General features: G+C 72.6%; 16 protein-coding genes and 2 pseudogenes. 14 read left to right on the top strand and 4 right to left on the bottom strand.

The window, feature by feature from the left end; all coding sequences use genetic code 11:
- Positions 1-152 precede the first annotated feature (152 nt).
- The 3 genes from IPK37_08515 to IPK37_08505 all read left to right on the top strand — a co-directional run bounded on the left by IPK37_08515 (position 153) and on the right by IPK37_08505 (position 4317).
- Positions 153-998, top strand: coding sequence for an alpha/beta hydrolase (locus IPK37_08515; protein ID QQS02336.1), 846 nt, complete (start codon positions 153-155; stop codon positions 996-998).
- Between the two features lie 474 nt (positions 999-1472).
- Entirely contained in the window at positions 1473-2423 is a 951-nt protein-coding gene (locus IPK37_08510; GenBank protein ID QQS02335.1) for a lysophospholipase, read from the top strand.
- Positions 2424-2556: 133 nt separating this feature from the next.
- The gene (locus tag IPK37_08505) at positions 2557-4317 is read left to right on the top strand and encodes an MFS transporter (protein ID QQS02334.1); all 1761 of its coding nucleotides are present in this window, start codon (positions 2557-2559) and stop codon (positions 4315-4317) included.
- On the opposite strand, the gene IPK37_08500 is transcribed toward IPK37_08505, so the two are convergent.
- Positions 4285-5349 (bottom strand): hypothetical protein, encoded by a 1065-nt coding sequence (locus IPK37_08500; GenBank protein QQS02333.1) that lies wholly within the window; start codon positions 5347-5349, stop codon positions 4285-4287. The genes IPK37_08505 and IPK37_08500 overlap by 33 nt on opposite strands.
- A 159-nt stretch (positions 5350-5508) precedes the next feature.
- Between IPK37_08500 and IPK37_08495 the strand changes: the two genes are divergently transcribed.
- On the top strand, positions 5509-6315 hold the full coding sequence (locus IPK37_08495; GenBank protein ID QQS02764.1) for a methyltransferase domain-containing protein: 807 nt from the start codon (positions 5509-5511) through the stop codon (positions 6313-6315).
- Between the two features lie 52 nt (positions 6316-6367).
- Here the strand turns inward: IPK37_08495 and IPK37_08490 are convergent.
- Positions 6368-7619: pseudogene (locus IPK37_08490) on the bottom strand (M20/M25/M40 family metallo-hydrolase).
- 1092 nt (positions 7620-8711) lie between these two features.
- On the opposite strand from IPK37_08490, the gene IPK37_08485 reads away from it, so the two are divergent.
- From IPK37_08485 to IPK37_08475, 3 genes and pseudogenes are all read left to right on the top strand, one after another.
- Positions 8712-9518 (top strand): peptidase E, encoded by an 807-nt coding sequence (locus IPK37_08485; protein ID QQS02332.1) that lies wholly within the window; start codon positions 8712-8714, stop codon positions 9516-9518.
- Positions 9519-9900: 382 nt separating this feature from the next.
- Complete coding sequence (locus IPK37_08480; GenBank protein ID QQS02331.1) at positions 9901-11727, top strand: HNH endonuclease; 1827 nt, start codon at positions 9901-9903, stop codon at positions 11725-11727.
- 293 nt (positions 11728-12020) lie between these two features.
- A pseudogene (locus IPK37_08475) lies at positions 12021-12385 on the top strand (hypothetical protein).
- A 46-nt stretch (positions 12386-12431) separates the two neighbouring features.
- Here IPK37_08475 and IPK37_08470 read toward each other — a convergent pair.
- Positions 12432-13349, bottom strand: coding sequence for a 2-dehydropantoate 2-reductase (locus tag IPK37_08470; GenBank protein QQS02763.1), 918 nt, complete (start codon positions 13347-13349; stop codon positions 12432-12434).
- 169 nt (positions 13350-13518) lie between these two features.
- Between IPK37_08470 and IPK37_08465 the strand changes: the two genes are divergently transcribed.
- The 7 genes from IPK37_08465 to IPK37_08435 all read left to right on the top strand — a co-directional run bounded on the left by IPK37_08465 (position 13519) and on the right by IPK37_08435 (position 19587).
- Positions 13519-13755, top strand: a complete 237-nt coding sequence (locus tag IPK37_08465; GenBank protein ID QQS02330.1) for a hypothetical protein — start codon at positions 13519-13521, stop codon at positions 13753-13755.
- 117 nt (positions 13756-13872) lie between these two features.
- Positions 13873-14661, top strand: a complete 789-nt coding sequence (zupT, locus tag IPK37_08460; protein ID QQS02329.1) for a zinc transporter ZupT — start codon at positions 13873-13875, stop codon at positions 14659-14661.
- 53 nt (positions 14662-14714) lie between these two features.
- Positions 14715-16382 carry an acetyl-CoA acetyltransferase gene (locus IPK37_08455; protein ID QQS02328.1) on the top strand — a complete coding sequence of 556 codons (1668 nt, stop codon included), beginning with the start codon at positions 14715-14717 and terminating at the stop codon, positions 16380-16382.
- Between the two features lie 142 nt (positions 16383-16524).
- On the top strand, positions 16525-17883 hold the full coding sequence (locus IPK37_08450) for an NAD(P)/FAD-dependent oxidoreductase (protein QQS02327.1): 1359 nt from the start codon (positions 16525-16527) through the stop codon (positions 17881-17883).
- Between the two features lie 33 nt (positions 17884-17916).
- The gene (locus tag IPK37_08445) at positions 17917-18231 is read left to right on the top strand and encodes a TusE/DsrC/DsvC family sulfur relay protein (GenBank protein QQS02326.1); all 315 of its coding nucleotides are present in this window, start codon (positions 17917-17919) and stop codon (positions 18229-18231) included.
- A 65-nt stretch (positions 18232-18296) separates the two neighbouring features.
- On the top strand, positions 18297-18851 hold the full coding sequence (locus IPK37_08440; GenBank protein ID QQS02325.1) for a DsrE/DsrF/DrsH-like family protein: 555 nt from the start codon (positions 18297-18299) through the stop codon (positions 18849-18851).
- Positions 18852-18861: 10 nt separating this feature from the next.
- Complete coding sequence (locus IPK37_08435; GenBank protein QQS02324.1) at positions 18862-19587, top strand: class I SAM-dependent methyltransferase; 726 nt, start codon at positions 18862-18864, stop codon at positions 19585-19587.
- A 9-nt stretch (positions 19588-19596) separates the two neighbouring features.
- Here IPK37_08435 and IPK37_08430 read toward each other — a convergent pair whose 3' ends face one another.
- Complete coding sequence (locus IPK37_08430; protein ID QQS02762.1) at positions 19597-19959, bottom strand: hypothetical protein; 363 nt, start codon at positions 19957-19959, stop codon at positions 19597-19599.
- Positions 19960-20095: the final 136 nt, after the last annotated feature.

Genomic DNA, 20095 nt, shown 5'->3' with positions numbered 1-20095 from the left:
TTCGGCGCGGGGCGGCGACGAAGAGCGAGAGGATGCTTCGGTGGTGATGCGCTGCGAGTCGGGGTCGCGCGCCGCACCAGCGAGCAGGTAGCCGCCCTCCCGAGGCAACGGCCTACCCTCCCGATGGGAACGATCTATCTAACAAGGTCACGATGCCCTGGGTCGAGCTGAGCGCGGGGACGCTGGAGTACGCCGACACCGGCGGCGGGGGCCCCGTCCTCGTCTTGCTGCACGGGGTGCCGATGACGCCCGAGACCCAGTGGCACGCGGTGCTGCCCCACCTCGCTGGTCACCGGGTCGTGCTGCCGACGCTGCCGATGGGTGGGCACCGGCGGCCGATGCTCCCCGGCGCCGACCTCACCCAGTTCGGGATGGCCGCCCTCGTCGGCGAACTGCTCGTGGCTCTCGACCTGAACGATGTCGTCCTCGTCCTCAACGACTGGGGCGGCGGGCAGTTCCTGCTCACCGAGCGAATGCCGGGCAGCGAGCGCGTCGCCGGTCTGGCGCTCGTGGCGTGCGAGGCCTTCGACAACTTCCCGCCGGGTCCGGCCAAGGCGATGGAGACCGTGGCCCGGATGCCCGGGGGTATGTGGCTGCTCCTTCAGGCCATGCGGCTCAAACCCTTGCGGCAGGCCCGGTTCGGCTACGGCGGGATGAGCCGGCGCGGCATACCGGACAATGTCCTGCGCGGCTGGTTCACCCCGGCCCTGCGCGACGCCGGGGTACGGCGCGACTTCGCAGCCTTCGCACAAGGCGCGCCAAGCAGCGAGGTCCTTCTGGCCGCCGCCGAACGGCTGGCGGACTTCGCGGGGCCGGCGCTCGTCGTGTGGGCAAGGCAGGACACGATGATGCCGCTCGAGCACGGCCGCCGCCTCGCTGAGCTGATCCCCCACGCTCGCCTCGTCGAGGTCGACGACTCGGCCACCCTCGTCCCCATGGACCAGCCGCGGCTCCTCGCCCACCTCCTCACCGGGCTCGCCCGCGAGGTGTGCGGCTGACGTGACCGTGCTCATCGCGGGGCGAGGCGCCCGACCCGAGGGGTCGAACCTCGCCCTGGCGGAGACCCCCCGAGCGGCGGTGGGACGCACCAGCAAGGACTGACCTGTCGCGACCCGCTCACCGGCCTGGCACCACGACCGTCTCGCCGTCGGCGTCCAGCGCCAGCAGGCCCTCGTAGAAGGTGACCAGCCGCCCGCCACGCACGAGCGCCTCGGCGCCCGCCGCATCGGCGAGGGGCGCACTGGACCGTGCTGGCTGCGCCCGGCGGTGCCACTTCCTGCCTCACGGACCGAGACCCTCACACCGGACTCTGCTGAGCGCCCGGGCGCGCTCAAACCGCTACCACAACGCGGAGCGCGTCCCGACCCATGCGTGCTGCGGCGCTGGTCAGCGGCCCGGCCGCAAGTGCGCCCGGCGCGATGTGGTAGAGGTTCGGGCCGCTCCGTCATGGCGGACAGCGCTACTCTGCCGCCATGCGCACCGCCGACCTCGTGGTCCCCGCCGTCGACAACCTGAGCCTGTACGGGTACGCCTGGCTGCCCGACGGCGACCCCAAGGCGGTGCTCCTCATCGCGCACGGGATGGCCGAGCACTGCCGCCGCTACGAGCGATTCGCCACCGCGCTGACCGCGGCCGGGTACGCCGTGTACTCCTACGACCATCGCGGTCACGGCCGCACCGCCACCCAGAACGACGGCGAGATGCTCGGTCACTACGGCGACTCGAACGGGTGGCGACTCGTCGTCACCGACCTGGGCACGGTCCGCGAGGAGGTGGCGCGCCGCCACCCCGGCCTGCCGATCTTCCTGATAGGGCACAGCATGGGCAGCCTTATCAGCCGCGCCTACATCCAGGGGCACGGCGCCGGGCTGGCCGGGGTCATCCTGTCGGGCACCGCCGGCGACCCGGGCCCGATCCGGCTGGGCGGACTGGCCCTCGCCAAGGCGGAGGCGCGGCTGCGCGGGCGCCGTACCCTCTCCCCCACCCTCGACAAGCTCACCTTCGGCGCGTTCAACAAGCCGTTCGAGGTCAACGGCCAGGCCCGCACCGACTTCGAGTGGCTGTCGCGCGATCACGACGAGGTGGACAAGTACGTCGCGGACCCCTGGTGTGGGTTCATCTGCACGACGCAGTTCTACGCCGACCTCTTCGAGGGGATCGCGCCGATCCACAACGCCAAGCGCGTCGCCGACGTGCCCAATGACCTGCCCCTCTTCCTCATCGCCGGATCCAACGACCCGGTGGGCGACAACTGGAAGGGCGTCCTCGCCGCCAAGCGCCAGTTCCAGGCGGCGGGCGTCCGGGATGTTCGCTCGCAGCTCTACCGCGAGGCTCGGCACGAGATCCTCAACGAGACCTGCCGGGACGAGGTCACCGCCGACATCATCGCCTGGCTCGACGAGCACACCGGCTCGGCAGCCTAAGCCTCCACCGGCGACACCTCGACCCCAAGCGCCCACCCCGGGCCGCCGCTGCCCCCCTCATCGACATACCGTCACTGTGTCGCTAACATAGATACCGACACAGTGACGGTACGTTTCGAATTGCAGGTGAGTCATGGCGACCCCCACCCGGCGCGGCGCCTCCAGCCCCCCGATCCCCGCGCGCTCCTCCGGCGCCCCCAACCCGGACGCCCCAGCGGCCCCCGGCGACGGCGCCACGTCCCCCGACCCGCGGCGCTGGTTCGGTCTCGCCGCGCTCGCCGCGGGCCTGTCGATGATCGTCCTCGACGGCACGATCGTCGGCGTCGCGCTGCCGCAGATCATCACCGACCTCAAGCTCGACCTGACCGACGCCCAGTGGGTGAACAGCCTCTACAACGTGGTGTTCGCGGCCCTGCTGCTCTCGTTCGGTCGGCTCGGTGATCGCCGCGGCCGGCGCCGCATCTTCCTGGCGGGCGTCGTGCTCTTCGCGGCCGCCAGCGTCACCGCCGGATTCGCCACTGACGCCACCTCGCTCATCGCCAGCCGCGCCGTGCAGGGAATCGGCGGCGCGATGGTCCTGCCCGCCACCCTGTCCACGGTCAACGCCACCTTCCGCGGCAAGGAACGGGCGACGGCCTTCGGCATCTGGGGCGCGGTCATGGCGGGCATGGCGGCGATCGGCCCGCTGCTCGGCGGCTGGCTCACGACAAACGTCTCGTGGCGCTGGATCTTCTTCGTCAACGTCCCGATCGCGCTCGTCGTCGTTGGCCTGGGACTGTACGCCGTGCGCGAGACCAGCGGCGACGATCAGCGCCCCGGCATGGACGTCGACGGGCTACTGACCAGCGCCCTTGGGTTCGGCCTGCTCGTCTTCGGGTTCATCGAGGGCACCAGCCTCGGTTGGTGGGTGCCGCTGGCCGAGCTCCGCGTGGGCCCGCTGGTGTGGCCGGCCTCGGCCCCCATCTCCGCCGCCCCGGTCGCCATCGCCCTCGGCGTGATCTTCCTGACCCTGTTCGTCATCTGGGAGCGGCACCGAGCGGGCAACGGCCGCTCGGCGATCATCGACCTGTCCCTCTTCCGGATCGGCACGTTCGCCTGGGGCAACCTCACGGCGATGGCGGTGGCGGTCGGCGAGTTCGCGCTGGTGTTCGTGTTGCCGCTCTACCTGGTGAACGCCGCCGGGCTCAGCGTCATGCAGGCCGGCCTGGTGCTCGCCGGCATGGCGCTCGGGGCGTTCCTGTCCGGGGCGTCGGCTCGGCACCTGGCGGCGGCGCTCGGCGCGCCCCGCGTGGTGGTCTTGGGTCTCGGCCTGGAAGTGGTGGGTACGGCGGTGACCGGCCTGCTCGTGCGGGCGCAGGCGGCGCCCGGCTGGCTGACGGTGGCGCTCGCGGTGTACGGCGTCGGGCTTGGCCTGGCCTCCGCGCAGCTCACCTCGACCGTCCTGCGCGACGTGCCCACGGCCCAGTCGGGCATGGGCTCCGCGACCCAGAGCACGGTCCGGCAGGTCGGCGCCGCGCTCGGGGCGGCCCTGGCGGGGTCGACGCTCGCCGTACGGCTCGGGACCGTCCTCGCCGACCGCCTCCGCGAACTGCCCGGGCTGCCGGCAGGGGTCGCCGAGGGTCTCAGCCACGCGACGGCAGACTCGGCCGGCGGGGCGATCGTCGGGCTCCGCGCCGAGGGAGCGCACGGCCGGCTCGGCGCGCTCGGCCCGGACGTGGTGCAGGCGCTGTCCGACGGGTTCGCCGCCGCGACGTCCAGCGCGATCTGGCTGGCCTGCGGTTTCCTCCTGCTCGGCCTGATCGGGTCGCTGCGGGTGGCTCGCTCCAGCCGCGACTCGTCGCCCGGCTCCGGGGCCGCCGCCTCAGAGCGGACGGACGCGGTCCAGCCCGCGTAGTCGCTCCATGTCGTCCGCGGTCGGCAACCCGGCGCTGCGCACGAACGTGCGCAGCGCCGCGGCATAGCTGGCCACCGTCGTGTCGGCGCTCGCGTGCGTCCCGCCGACGATCGGGTAGACGGCCAGCTCGCGGGGGGCCACCAGGTCGACGTACGTCGTGATCGCCCGCAGCACGTCGACCGTGGTGTCCGCCCCGGGGTCCTGGGCGCGCAGGTACGCGAACGCGGCGTACGGCAGCGCGGCCGGATCCTTGGCGGGGTAGAAGCCTTCGATGTACTGCAGCTGGTTCGTCACGCCGCCGCTGGTCACCCGCGTGGCCTTGTACCAGGCAAACCGCAGGTCCTGTCCCGACAGCGGCCAGTCGCCGCGCCCGAGGTTGGCCGCGACCGCCTCCCCGGCGTGGCCGGCGAACCGATTGAGGGGACCGCCCTTGAGCGGGTTGGGGATGTCGCCTGGGAGGTCGGGCAGCCGGTTGATCGCCGCCCCGGCCCGCACAACGTACTTCTTCGCCCCCGACACGCTCTCCGGCCCGGCGGGGCTGGAGTCGAAGATCAGCGCTCGGACCGTGATGCCGTCGTGGCCGTCAAGCTGCCGGGCGACGTCGTACGCGAGCATCCCGCCCATGCTGATGCCGTAGAGATAGAGCGTGACCGGCTCGGCGCCGGTCCGGTCCTCCGCGACCCGGGCGCGGACGGTCCGCGCGATCTCCGCGGGGTCCAACCCGGCCGGGGACGGCGCGACGCAGAACGAGCGGCCGTAGTCCCGGGTGACGGGCACCAGGGCGCGCTCCACGTCCGGGCAGAAGTCGATCCCGAACCCCGGAAAGAACACCCAGTAGGCGTGCGGCAGTAATGTGCTCACCCGCTCGGAGTGGACCACCCCGGTCGTCGTACGGCTGGGGAAGGCCGCCCGGTTGGCCGCCTCGAGCCCCGTGTTGGCCGTTCCGAAGGCCAGCAGGACGCCGGCCGCGAGCGCGACGGCGCGACGCGGCCGGCGCCGGCGCCGACGGCGCACGGGGCGGCTGCGAAGCATCGCGGGCGACTCCTTCGGGACGAGGCACCCTGTCGGCGCCCCCACGGGCCCATCGGCCCGTCCCACGGCCGGTGTAGCCGGGTCGTCACGTGGCTCACTGTGTGAGACATGTGTCTTAACATCTGGTCATACCGGGCGGGCGACGCGCATCCTGACGCCATGACCGAGCGCTACTCCCACGGCCACCACGGCAGCGTTCTTCGCTCGCACGGCACCCGGACCGCGGCCAATTCGGCGGCGCACCTCCTGCCCCACCTGCGCCCGGGGATGGCCGTCCTCGATGTCGGCTGCGGGCCCGGCACGATCACCCTGGACCTGGCGGCGGCGGTCGGGCCGACCGGGCGGGTCGTCGGCGTCGACGCCTCCGAGGCCGCCGTCGCCGCAGCCCGCGCCGAGGCTGGGCGGCGCGGGGACGACCGGACGTCGTTCGCCGGCGCCGACGCCTATGCGTTGCCCGCGGCGGACGCGACGTACGACGTGGTCCACGCCCACCAGCTGCTCCAGCACCTGGGCGATCCGGTGGCGGCGCTGCGCGAGATGGCGCGGGTGACCAAGCCCGGTGGGATCGTGGCGGCTAGGGACGCCGACTACTCGGCCATGACCTGGCATCCGGCGTCGGAGGGGATGACGCGCTGGCTCTCGACGTACCGCGCCCTCGCCCGCGCCAACGGCGGCGAGCCCGACGCGGGGCGGCGGCTGCGCGGCTGGGCGCGCGCGGCCGGGCTGACCGAGGTGACGGCAAGCGCGAGCGCGTGGAGCTACGGCACCGCCGAGGAGACGGCCTGGTGGGCGGGGGTGTGGGCGGACCGGGCGACCCAGTCGGCATTTGCGACCCAGGCCGTGGAGCTGGGCCTCGCGACCGACGCGGACCTGGCCGAGATCGCGGCGGCGTGGCGCGCCTGGGGCGAGCATCCCGAGGCGTGGTTCGGAATGCTGCACGGCGAGATCCTCGCGCGGGTGGACTGACCCGCGGGGTGCGCCCGGCGCGTGGGGATACCGGCGAACTACGGCAGCCGCCCGCGAGGCGGCGCAGGCTCTCGGCGACCAGCGCGGTTTTGGCTCGGGATCGCGTCGAGGAGGATGTGTTCGTGCCGCGCGTGCGGGCCCGCGCCGACCGCGCCGAGTCCGCACAGGACGGGTTTGCCGAGGGCGCAGACGAAGTTCGCGTCACTGGCGCCGCCGACCGAGACGTGTCCGAGCCGGCGGCCCAGGGCGGCGCCGGCCTCCTGGACGACGCGCAGCAGGGCCCTGCTGGCCTCGGTGAGCACCATGGGCGGCCGGGACCAGTCCGTCTCGATGGCGATGCTGACCCGCTCGTCGCGGGGTTGGACGGCGGCGAACGCCGCGTCGATCCGGGCCGGCTCCTCGGGTCGGGTGACGCGGATGTCGACGAGCGCGGTGGCCTCGCCGGCGACGACGTTCGCGCCGCTGCCGCCGCCGATCACCCCGACGTTGACGGTGGTCCCGAGATCGGGGCGAGCGGCGGCGACGAACTGGCCCACCGCCTCGGCGAGGGCGTGCACCGCGCTCGCCCCCTTTTCCGGTTCGAGCCCGGAATGGGCCTCGACTCCGATCACCCCCACGCGGGTCAAGCCGGTGCCCTTGCGCTCGGACTTAGGGTGCCCGTCGGCGCTCGGCTCCAGCACGAGGGTGGCGTCGACTCCCCAGCAGATCCGTTCCACGGTCGACCGGGAGGCGTACGAGCCCACCTCCTCGTCCCCCGTCAGCACGTAGGTGACCGTGGGGATCGGCTGGCCCGAAGCACCCTGCCGCCGCAGTGCCGCCAGGGCCCAGAAGCCCTGCACCACCCCGGACTTCATGTCCAGGATTCCGGGGCCCGTGAGCGTCGGTCGGCCCTGCGGGTCGAGCTGGTCGTCGGCGCCGTCGAGGGCGTCGGGGGCGGGGCCCGGGCCGGCGGGCCAGTCGGCCAGGGTCCCCGTCGGCCACACGGTGTCGTAGTGCCCCAGCAGGACGACGTGGCCAGGGCCGGTCCCGGCGTACGTCAAGGCCAGCACGTCCCCGCGATCCTGGGCCGCGCCGCTGACGCGCTCCTCACGGTCGGGCGCGCCGAGGAGCCGTACGGCGAGCGCGCGCACCGCCTCCGCGCACCGGGCCAGGGCGGCGACGTCCAGGCTGTGGCTCTCTACGCGGACCAGGTCGAGGATGTCCGCCGCGATCGCGTCGCGGTCGGCCGCGAGCTCGGCGAGGAGAGCGGCGGCTTCGGCGCTGGGGGTGGCGCTGCTTCTGGCGCCGTCGGGAATGTCAGTCATGTGGGGTGCGGCTCCCGATCGGGGTCGGGTGCGGCCAGGATAGGGGCGTGGAGCTGCGCATCTCGACCCATCCCGCCCCGGGGCTGAGCTTTGAGGACGCCCTGGCCGTGGCCCCCGACGGCAGCGCGGCCGTTTTGGTCGACGGCGCCGGCCTGCCGGTGGAGCTGCGCGGCGGGTGCGGGCATTCGGTGGCGTGGTACCCGGGAACGCTCGCCCAGGCCATGCTCGCCCGGCTCACGGCGCGCACGGGCACCCCCCGGCAGGCGCTGGCGGAGGCGATCGCCGACGTCCTCGGCGCGCACGGGCCCGACTGCCGCCCCGAGGAGGGTTCGCCCAGTTCGACGCTGGCCGCCTGGCGGATCGGCCCGGACGCGAGCGGGGCGGACGTGTTGGAGTACGTGGTGCTGTCCGACTCCTCGCTGTTCCTTAGGTACGGGGACGGCACGGTCGAGGAGGTCGTCGACGAGGCGGTGGACCTGCTCACCGGCCCGCGCCGGGCCGAGGCGTTCGCCAGCCTGACCGCGCAGGGGCTGCCGCCGGCGCAGGCCCGGCTGGAGGCGCACCGCCGTACCACCGAGACGCTCCGCAACGTCGAGGGCGGCTTCTGGTGCTGCCACGTCGATCCCGCGGCGGCGGGGCACGCCCGCGCCGGGTCCGTGCCGCTCGGCTCGGTGGGCGCGGTGGTTTTGGCCAGCGACGGGGCCACCCGGCTGGTCCACCCGTTCGGGGTGCTGTCGGATCGGGAGTTCGTGGCGCGGTGCGTGTCGGGGTCCCACGACGATCTGGCGGCCGAACTGCGCGCGGCCGAGGAGGAATTCGCGGACCGTACCCGCCGGGTCGCGGTCAAACGGCACGATGACGCGACGATCGTGGCCGCCCGTCTCCGCCCGACCGACGCGGCGCCTGGGGACGAGCCGTCGACGGGGGCGCAGGCGCAGGCGTTGGCCGGGGCGCAGGACTTGGCCGGAGGGCAGGCGTTGGCGGGGGCGCCGGGCTACGCCGTACGGCGGGCGGTGGCGGACGACGTACCGGCCGTCGTCGCCCTTCTGTTCGCCGATCAGCTGGGGACGACGCGCGAGGCGGAGGCCGAGGATGCCTGCTACCGCGACGCATTCGCCCGCATCGACGCCGCCCCGGGCGAGCTCCTGGCCGTCATCGTGGACGACCGCGACACGATCGTCGGGTCGTTCCAGCTGTCGCTGCTGCCCGGACTGGCGCGGCGCGGGTCGTTGCGCTGCCAGATCGAGGCCGTGCGCGTCGCCGCCGAGACGAGGGGCGCCGGCGTGGGCGCCGCCGCCATGCGCTGGGCCATCGAATGGTCTCGCGCACAGGGGTGCTCGCTGGTGCAGCTCACCAGCGACAAGACCCGCGGCGACGCCCACCGCTCTCACTCACCTGCACCTCTTCCCCATGCCCAACGTCGCGGACATCGAAGAGCACCTGCGCGCCCATGACGTGATTTGGGTCAACGGCGGCTCCGTCGCGAACCTGCTCGCGGTCTGGGAAGTACACGGGCTCGGCGACATCCTGCGCCGGTGTTGGCAGGCGGGGGTGGTGCTGGCGGGGATCTCGGCCGGGTCGATCTGCTGGCACGTCGGCGGCACGACCGACAGCTTCGGTCATCCCGTCCGGCCGATCACGAATGGGCTGGGCTTCCTGCCGTACGGCAATGGAGTGCACTACAACTCGGAAGCGGATCGCCGTCCCGCGATCCACGCCGCCGTCGCCGCGGGCGTGCTGCCGACGACCTACTGCACCGACGACGGTGTCGGCCTGCACTACCGAGGCACCTCGCTGGTCGAGGCCGTCGCCGAACGCGACGGGGCTGGTGCGTACGTCGTGCGCCGCGACGGCGACCGCGCCGTCGAGGAGCGACTGCCGGTACGCCGGATCGGCTGACTCGACCGCGATTCATCGGGCCGTGACGGCGTTTATCCCCGGTGCTGTTGTTACAAACCCACAGCGCCGCGAATCGTCAACGCCCCTATGGTGGCCACCCGACCGTTCACGACCTGGGCATTGGGCGCCATGGCACCCAAACCGCAGGTCATGACTACGGTCGCCGCGGGGCATTGACCAGGGGAACTCCGGCAAAGACCTGGCCGCCGCCTCGCGCCTCGCCAGTTAGACACGGTTTCGATGAACTTATTCGCTAGGGCTTTCGCCTCCTGTTGAGACGAGCTAGAATCGAACACAATAGCGAAGTTAGGCGCAGCAATAAGACGTAAAGGGGATCGGGATGTCAGGTGGGGCGGTGCGAGTGCCGGAGGGGTGCGCTGCCGTGTTCGTGCCCGACCCTGCTCGGCTGGCGCTGCTCGATGATGACGACCTCCTCGATGCGATGGCCGCCTATGAGAAGGCGACCGCGGGGGCGGCGGCGATGTCGGCGCAGGCGGCGGGCTTGTTGGCGGGTCGGCGTCGCGAGCTGGCGGTCGATGAGGTCGGACCGGATGCCTCGAAGACGGTGCGGGACCGGGCTCTGGGGGAGGCTGAGGCGGCGGTGGTCGATGAGATCCGGTTGGCCACCGGCCTGGGACTGTACGACGCCATCGGGCGGGTCCGCCTCGGCGCCGGCTCACCGACCCGGACCGCGGGGATGCGCGAAGCCCTCACAGCGGGGACATGCACGTGGGCGATGGCGCGCGCCTGGACCGACCGCACCGCCTCCCTGGCCCCGGAACTGGCCGCCGAGATCGGGGCCGCGGCGTTGGCGCCGACCCGGGACGGGGCCGCGCTGTCCTACCGGACGTTCCGGTGCCGGCTGGACCGCCTGGTCGCCGAGCACGTCCCGGCCAAGGAACAGCGCGACTTCGACCTGTCCCGTCGGGACGCCTACGCCACGCTGACCCCGCACGGCACCGGCGAATACCTGATCTCAGGATCGGCGGAGCGGGTCACCGCCGCGGCGCTGCGGATCGACGCCATCGCCCGGGCGGCCCGTCGCCGCGGTGATGGCCGCACCCTGGGCCAACTCCGCAGTGACGTCTCGCTGGACCTGATCCTGTACGGCGACATCCCCGGCCTGGCCACCCCTATCCCCGCGGACACCGTCTTCGGCCAAACAGTCCCGCCATCCCAGGAACCCAACGCGCCCGCTGCCGCTGCCCCCGCTGCCGCTCCGACCACCAACACCCACGCGGCGGATGCATCGGCGACGCCGACTGGTCCTCCCAGCTCTGGCGCGGCGAGCGGCACGGCAGCCACCGCGAGCGCGTCGAACGGTGCGAACGCTACGGGCGCATCGGATGCGGAGGCCGGGCCAGGCGCCGGGGGCGCCAGCGGCACGGGCGACACCAGCGACACTCTGCAGGATCTCCAGGACGTGGCCGCGTCGTGGCTGGCCTACCTGCCCGGGGGATTGCCGCCTGCGGAGCTGCGGATCGTGATCTCCGCGGCCGCGCTGCTCGGTCTGAGTGAGGAGCCCGGGACGCTGGCCGACGGGGAGCCGCTGGCGGCGCACATCGTGCGGGACCTGGCCTACGCCGCAGGTTCCACCTGGCGACGACTCGTGACCGACCCCGTCACCGGAGAGGCCATCGAACTGACCTCCACCAGCTACACCCCACCACCGCGGCTCCGAGAAGCGGTCCAGGTCCGGGACGGGACCTGCCGCGCCCCAGACGGTGCGGTCCCCGCAGAGCGGTGCGACCTCGACCACGACGTGCCCTGGGACCAAGGCGGAGCCACGTCCGCAGCCAACCTCTCGGCCAAATCCCGACGCCCCCACGGCCACAAAACCCGGGGGCAGTGGTCCACAACACAGTCCCCGGACGGGACGATCGTGTGGACCACCGGCACCGGACGGCAATACACGACGTACCCCTACCAGTACGACACCACCGCACCCGGCCGCACGTCCCACGAGGTCACCGCGCCCGGCAGTCCCGGCGACACACACGGCACCGGCGAATCCAGGAGCCACGCGGCGGCGAGCAAGGGACTGCCGATCGAACACCGCACCAGGGGGACAACCCCCACCACGCGACCCGCACCGCGGCGGGGCCGGCGTCCCCGAGGTCCTGGTCGGCAACGACCCGAAGACTCGGCGGACCGCCACCCCACGCCCGCCCACCAGACCCGCCCTGACCCCGGGCCGCCACCGTTCTAGGGGGTGCGCATTCCAGACGCCGCCGGACACGCCCGACGGCCCGCGGAAACCGGCGTCCACGGAAGCGACGGACGTTGTCCATGAGAGGTGGACGTCCCGGAGAGCGAGGCCGCGAGCGACCTGCTCATGGGGGATCGGGCGATCTCGCTGACCGTGGGCACTCCGGCCCTCCACACTGGCGACCAGGACTGCCGCTCTCTGCACGCGTCGCATCGCCTCGCCGTCCTCACTCCCCTTGGCGCCGGGGCCACTTCGGTGGCGACGGATTCCCTTCCCGCACACCGGAGGTCGTGATGCCTGACCGCAGCAACAAGATGATCAGCGACTTCGCGGCCAAGCCCCGCACGCAGGCCCAATACCTGGCCATCGACGAGTTCGTGATGGGCCTTGGGCCGGTGAAGCGGACGACCACATCGCAGGTCAGCTACTCCGTGAACCGCTAGTTCCTGTGGCTGTGGGCATACGAGCAGACGGCCGACGGCACGCTGTACCTGAACGTGACCCTGGACCACGCCCGGACCGACGATCGGCTGCACCGGGTCACGCAGGTCAGCGCGCACCGCTGGAATCACCACGTCGAGGTCAAGTCCCCGAGACGGCGAAAAGCGCGTGGCTCCGCGGGCTCATCACGGCCGGATTCGAGTTCGCCAGCCAGTAGGCGCCTCGACCGCGGCGACACCCACAGCCAGGACTCCTGGGAGTCGCTAGTCCCCCGCGCGGGCCGCCGAGCGGTGGGCCAGCACGGCGTACAGCAGGTCGTGCCGCGGCGTCGGCATCCCGAGCTCGCGACCGAGCCGCACGATGACCCCAATCTGCCCGTCCAACTCATTCGGCCGCCCGTCGGCGAGGTCGCGCTGCATCGACGTGGTGGACTCCGCGGGCATGCCATCGGTGAACGCGAGCATCCGCTCCACCGCGTCAGCCGGCAACGCGACCCCGCGGGCGCGGGCAACGGCGACCTCCTCGGCAACGACGGCCGCCAGCTCGTCCCGCAGCCGGGTCCGCACCACCCCGAGCGGGGCGTCCGCGACCGCGCCGAGCGCGCCGAGTGGCGCTACGTAGATCGCCTTCTCCCACAGCTCAACCCGCACGTCCTCGGGTTGGAGAACGGGTACGCCGGCGCCGGCGAAGGCCTCGCGCAGGACGGCGACCCGCGGGCTCGCCGCGCCGTCGAGCTCTCCGAACGACACCGACCCCGGCCCGCCCATGTGCTCGATGACCCCAGGCGCCGCGACCTTCGTGAAGATCCGCACGACGCACGGCAGCACGTGCCCCGGACCGACGGCCGCCTCGACCACGTCCGGCGTACCCACCCCGTTCTGCATCGTCAGGATCGCCGTGTCGGGGCCGACGAGCGCCGGCAGGCCGGCCAAGACCCCGTCGAGGTGGTTCGTCTTCACGGTCAGCAGCACCGCATCGACGGGCCCGATGGCGGCGGCGTCCGCCTCGGCGCGCACCGCCGGAACGTGCAACTCGAGCGCGCCGACAACCCGTACGCCGTCGCGGCGCAGCGCCTCCAGCGTCGCCCCGCGCGCCAGGAACGTCACGTCGTGACCCGCGGCGGCCAGCAGCGCACCGAAGTACCCGCCCAGTCCCCCCGCACCGATGACCGCGAACCGCATCATGACCTCCGTCGTCGCCCGCCGAGGCAGCCTTGCCAGGCCGCCCGCCGGGGCAGCCTATCGAGCCGAGGTCGGAGTTCACCCCTACGACCGGGGTCGTAGGCGGCCCAAAGCGAACACCAGTCCCCGGTCCGATGTGGCTGACAGCGGCGCTGAGCAGACTCGAGTCATGGACATCACCCAGCTGCTCAGCACCGCCGCCACCGTCCTCGTCCTCGCGCTCGGCGTCGCCCTCATGGTCGTGCTTGCCGTGGTGCCCACCTGGCTGCGCTACGACGCCGAGCGCGCCGATCCCGTCGACCACGTCGTCACCCCCACCAGCGCCGCGACCCCCGCCGACGCCACGGCCCCCGTGGCCGCGGCGACGACCAGCCTCGGGGCCGACCGGCACGCCCTCGCGGCCTGACCCCTCGTGGCCTGACCCCTCACGGCCTGACCCCCGCACCACAGCCGGCCCCCTGACCCGAGCCGCCGAGCACTCCGAGGTAGCCTCGGGGCGTTCGAACAGGTCGAAGGAGGGGCGATGAGCGGCGCGGTGGCCTACGCGCTCGGCCTGTCGCTCTTCGCCGGGGCGTCGACGGGCGTGGGGAGCCTGTTGGCCATCACGACCCGCAAGCCCTCCCCGCGACTCCTCGCCGCAGGGCTGGGGCTGTCGGCCGGGGTGATGATCTACGTCTCCCTCGTCGAGCTGCTTCCCGAGGGCCACGCCCTGCTCGACCGGGGGATGCCAGGCCGGGGCGGCTGGATCGCCATTGCCGCCTTCTTCCTGGGCACCCTGTTCATCGGCGGGATCGACCTGCTGGTCCCGAGCGAACTCAACCCGCACGAGATGCACGCCGACGAGGAGTCGCGCCGCCGCGCCCAGCTCATGCGGACCGGGCTCCTCACGGCCTTCGCGCTGGCCCTGCACAACTTCCCCGAGGGCTTCGCCACGTTCATGGCGGCGCTGTCGTCACCCCAGATGGGCGTGCCGATCGCCGTCGCGGTCGCCATCCATAACATCCCCGAGGGCGTGGCCGTCGCCGTACCGATCTACTACGCCACCCGCTCGCGCCGCACCGCGTTTCTCTATTCGTTCGCCTCGGGGCTCGCCGAACCCGTCGGCGCCGTGCTCGCCTACCTGCTCCTGGCGCCGTACCTCAGCGACGCCCTGACGGGCTTCGTCCTCGCCGGCATCGCGGGGATCATGGTCTACATCTGCCTGGACGAGCTGCTGCCGAGCGCACGGGAGTACGGCGAACACCACATCGCGCTCTCCGGCGTGATGGTGGGGATGCTGATCATGGCCGTCAGCCTGCAGGCCCTGGCCTGACCATCGCTCGGCCCGATGCCCCGCGGCGCACGGCGTCCTGCCAGGATGGCCACGTGAGCGCCCACGCCCTGCACGAGCTCGACCCGCGCACCCCCGTGCTCGTCGGGGTCGGCGAGGACGCCGAGTTCGTCGACGACCCCGGCTACCGTGCGCTGTCGCCCGCGGACCTCGCCGGCGCCGCCGCTCGCGGGGCGCTGGCCGACGCCACCCTCGGCGCCTACAACGCGCGCGCCGGACGCGCCTTGGCCGCCGCGCTCGACGTGGTCGCCTGCGTGCGGCTCTTCGAGGACTCGGGGCTGGAGGCGCCCACCCCGCTCGGCCGGTCCACCAACCTGCCCCGCTCGGTCGCGGCGCGGATCGGCGCGCGCCCGTCCCGGGCCATCCTCGAAATCGGCGGCGGGCAGTCGCCGCAGCACCTCATCACCGAGTTCGCCGCCGAGATCGCCGCCGGCCGCGCCGAGGCCGTGCTCATCGCGGGCGCCGAGGCGCTGAGCAGCGTGCGGCAGTGGCGGGACGCGCCCCCCGAGCGGCGTCCTCGCTGGCAGGAGATGCCCGGCGGCAAGCTCGAAGATCGCGGCCCGGGCCTGGAGGACATGACCTCGCGGGACAAGCAGGCGGTGGGGCTGGTCGGGGCGCCCGCGGCGTACGGCCTGTTCGAGAACGCCCGCCGTGCCCGGCTCGGCCTCTCCAAGGCGCAGTACGCGACGGCCATGGGCGAACTCTTCGCCCCCTTCACCCGCGTGGCCGCCGCCAACCCGCTTGCTGCAGTTCGCACCGAGCGCTCCGCCGCCGAGCTCGTGACGGTCGACCCGCGCAACCGCCTCATCGCCGCGCCGTACCCGCGGTTCCTCGTCGCCCGCGACACCGTGAACCAGGGCGCCGCGGTGCTGCTGACGTCGCTCGGTCGGGCGCGCGAGCGGGGGCTCCCGTCGCGACGAACGATCTTCCTCGCCGGCCACGCGGACGCCGTCGAGCAGGACCTGCTCCGCCGCCCCGACCTGGCCTCGTCGCCCGCGTCGATGGCGGCGCTGCGCCTGGCGCTGGACGTCGCCGGGATCACGGCGGACGACCTGGCCACGATCGACCTGTACAGCTGCTTCCCCATCGCGGTCACGAATGCCGCGGATGGGCTGCGGATCGCGTACGACGACCCGCGCGGGCTCACCGTCACCGGCGGGCTGCCGTACTTCGGCGGGGCGGGCAACGACTACGCCCTGCACGCCGTGGTCCAGACCGCGCATCGCCTGCGGGAGCTGCGCGACCAGCGCGAAGACGCCGGTACGTCGGGCGCCGCCGGTACGTCGGGCGCCGCCGGTACGTCGGGTGAAGGGGCCCCGCCGACCCCGCCGTACGGGCTGGTCACAGCCAACGGCGGGATCATGAGCAAGTACTCCGTGGGCATCTACACGACCGCCCCGACGCCCTGGCGGCCCGGCCGCTCGGCGCGTCTGCAGGCGGAGGTCCGCGGCTGGGCCAACGCCCCGACCACCACGACCCCGGAGGGGATCTGCACCATCGCGACGTACACGATCGTCCCCCGGCCCGACGGGAGCCGGCTGGGGATCGTGGTCGGGGAGACGTACGACGGGGACCGGTTCCTCGCTCGGGCGGCCGACGACCCGGCGACCTGGGCGATCCTCGACGCCGAGCAGCCCATCGGCGCCGAAGTCGACGTCGCCCTGGAGGACGGCACCCCGGTGGTCCGCGCGCCCCAGCGCTGAGGGCTATCCACCGCCGATCCTGTTGCCCAGATCACGTCCCCGAGCGGGGACGAAAGGTCGGAAGTCCCCTCCGAGGAGATACCCCTAGGGGCATGCTGGTGGGAACGGACTCGGTGCGAGCGACGGCCTAAGGAGTGCGCCCATGCGACAGCTCGTCATCCTCGGCGGCGGAACGGCCGGCACGATGGCCGCCAACAAGCTGCGCCGGAAGCTGGACCGCGCCGAGTGGGCCATCACCGTGGTCGACCGCGACGACACCCACCACTACCAGCCCGGATACCTGTTCCTGCCGTTCGGCACCTACACGCGCGACCAGGTGGTCCGCTCTCGGCATCGCTTCATCGGCGACGGGATCGACCTGGTCCTCGCGGAGATCGACCGGGTCGACGCGGCCGCCCACACGGTGCATCTCGCCGGCGGTCGGGAGCTGGCGTACGACCAGCTCATCATCGCCACCGGCTGCGAACCGCGCCCGGACAAGACGCCCGGGATGGCCGAGGCCATGGCCGCCGACGAGACGACGGCCCGCGGCGGCGCCGGCGTTCACGGCAGCGGCGCCAGGGTGCATCAGTTCTACACGCTGGAGGGGGCGCTGGCACTGCACGAGGCGCTGGAGCGGTTCACCGGCGGGCGCCTGGTCATCCACATCAACGAGCTGCCGATCAAGTGCCCGGTGGCGCCGCTGGAGTTCGCGTTCCTCGCCGACGAGTACTTCACCAAGCGCGGCCTGCGCGAGTCCGTCGAGCTGGTCTACGTCACCCCGTTGGACGGCGCGTTCACCAAGGCCACCTGCAGCAAGGCGCTGGGGTACCTGCTGGAGGAGCGCGGCGTCGCGATGGAGACCGACTTCGCCACCGAGCGAATCGACGTCGAGGATTCGCCCGCCGGCTTCAACGCGGTGGTCTCGTACGACGAGCGCGAGGTCCCGTTCGACCTCCTCGTCACCGTGCCGATCAACCTGGGCCAGGAGTGGGTGGCCCGGTCGGGACTCGGCGACGACATGAACTACGTCCCCACCGACAAGCACACGCTGCGCTCGGTCGACCACGACGACATCTGGGTCCTGGGCGACGCGGGTGACATCCCGACGTCGAAGGCCGGCTCGGTGGCCCACTTCGCCGTGGAGATCCTGGAGCACAACTTCCTGGCCGCGATCGCCGGCGAGCCCCTGACCGCCAGCTTCGACGGGCACTCCAACTGCTTCATCGAGTCCGGCTACGGCAAGGCCCTGCTCATCGACTTCAACTACGACACCGAGCCGCTGGCCGGCACGTTCCCGTTGCCCAAGGTCGGGCCGATGCAGCTGCTCAAGGAGACCCGCGCCAACCACGCCGGCAAGCTGGCGTTCCGGCACATCTACTGGAACGTGCTGCTGCCCGGCCACCGGATGCCGATCCCGGCGAACATGTCGATGGCTGGCAAGGACCTCTCCTCGGCCGTCACCCCCAAGGCCCCGCCGGTGCCCGGCGGTGGCCACGGCACCCACGTCCCCACCTTCTGACCCGAACCCTACGAGCAGCCCAGGAGCACCGAGATGCCCAGCACCACCATCGCCGGCCGCACGGTTGACATCAACGAGGAGGGCTTCCTCACCAACCCCACCCAATGGGACGAGGCGCTGGGCGCCGAGCTGGCCAAGCTCATCGGCGTCGACATGTCCGACCGGCACTGGGAGGCCATCCGGTTCCTCCGCACGGATTTCGCCGCCAAGGGCGAGACCCCGACCCTGCGCCGGGTGGCCACGGCGGGCAACTTCCCCACCAAGGAACTGTTCGAGCTGTTCCCCAAGAAGCCGGCCAAGAAGATGGCGTACGTCGCGGGCCTGCCCAAGCCCAAGGGCTGCGTCTGACCTGCCGAATAGGCACCGCCAGCTGCTAACCCCAGCAAGCATCCACCCGACCCGAGGAGATCCCGATGAGTGACGCCCCGGTCGTCCCGAACTTCGGCGACGACACCGACAGCAGCGGCCCTCGCAAGATGTGCTTCATCTGCAGCAAGGGCAACCTCGACATGGCTTACCCGGCGTTGATCATGGGCAACGCCGCCCTGGGCGAGGGCTGCGAGGTGCACATCTTCTTCACGTTCTGGGGCTTCGACATGATCAACAAGGCCACCATGGACAAGCTGAAGTTCACGTTCGCCGGCAACACCGCCATGCACATGAACGACCTCGACCGGCTCCGGCCGGGCCTCGGCGCGATGTCGATGCCGCAGACGCTGGGCGTCCTGCCGGGCATGACGAGCATCGCCACGAAGATGATGAACAAGCAGCTCAAGGACCTGGACATCCCCACGGTGCCGGAGATGCTCGAGCAGATCCAGGCCTCCGGCGGCCACCTGTGGGGCTGCCAGCTGTCGGCGGACATGATGAAGCTGACGATGGACGACCTGTACGAGGGCGTCGAGGGCATCATCAGCGCCGCCGACTTCATCGAGCTGTCCGAGGGCGCCCAGATCGTCTTCATCTGAGCGCCTCACCGTGAGTGACCCAGGACGAGCCTTCGGCCGGGACGCCGCCGCCTACGATCGCGGCCGGCCCGGCTACCCCGCCGAGGCCGTGGCCTGGCTCGTCCGCGAGGCCCTCGACGTGGTCGATGTCGGCGCCGGCACGGGCAAGCTCACGACGGTCCTGGCGACGCCCGGGCGCCGCGTCTCGGCCGTCGATCCCGATGACGCCATGCTGGCCACCCTGCGGCTCCGCATCCCGGGCGTCGCAACCCAGGTGGGCAGCGCGGAGCGCCTACCCTGTCCCGACGCGTCCGCCGACGCCATCGTCTTCGGACAGTCGTGGCATTGGGTCGACCCCGAGGCCGCCTGCCGAGAGGCCGCCCGGGTGCTGCGGCGGGGTGGAGCGCTCGGCCTCATCTGGAACTTCCGCGACGACAGCGTCGAATGGGTACGCCGACTCAGCCGGGTCCTCCATGGCGAGACGCCGCAGCACCTGGTCCCCACCGGCGGACCGACCCTGGCGCCGCCGTTCGGGCCGGTCGAGCGCGCCGAACACCGCTGGTCCAGTCGCCTGACCGTCGACCAGATCGTGGACCTGGCCGCCTCCCGCAGCTACGTGCTCGCCGCCGAACCGGACAAGCGCGCAGCCGTTCTGGCGGAGGTGCGGGTGATCGCGCAGGAGGTCGCGCAGTCCGCTGCCGACGGCACGGTTGACCTGCCGTATGTCACCCTCGCCTATCGCTGCGTCCGGCCCTGACCGGGCCAGCTACAGCCCCAGCGCCGCCCGCACCCGCGCGGGCGGCGGGTTCGTCACCGCAGCCCCGTCGATCACCACGGTGGGAACGGTCTCGTTCCCGTCGTTGACGGACCGGACGTACGCCGCAGCCTGCGGATCGCCCCAGATGTCCACCCAGACGGCCCGATCCCGTCCGGCGCGACCCAGCGCCGACGCCAGCCGCGCGCAGAACACGCAGCCCGGCCGGTGGTAGATGACGACCCGCCCCTCGTCGGCGGCACGCGTCGCCTCGTCGTACGTCGACCGCGGCAGCGCCCGCGGCCGGAAATAGAAGGCCCCCGCCAGCAGCACGACCGCGCAACCAGCGGCCGCGAACCGGGCCGCCCCGTCCATCCGGAGGGCGAAGAAGATCTGCCCTGCTGCCATGACCGCGTACGTCAGCGGGATCGCCCAGGCTTTGACCACGCGGACAGGGTACGCCGTGCGCAGGCGTCCGCCCCCGAGCCCCATGTCCGCCGCCGACCAGGAC

Source organism: Austwickia sp. (genome assembly GCA_016699675.1).
Lineage (GTDB): Bacteria > Actinomycetota > Actinomycetes > Actinomycetales > Dermatophilaceae > Austwickia.
The sequence above is the reverse complement of the archived record's forward strand: the minus strand, read 5'-3'. Positions and strand labels throughout refer to the sequence as shown.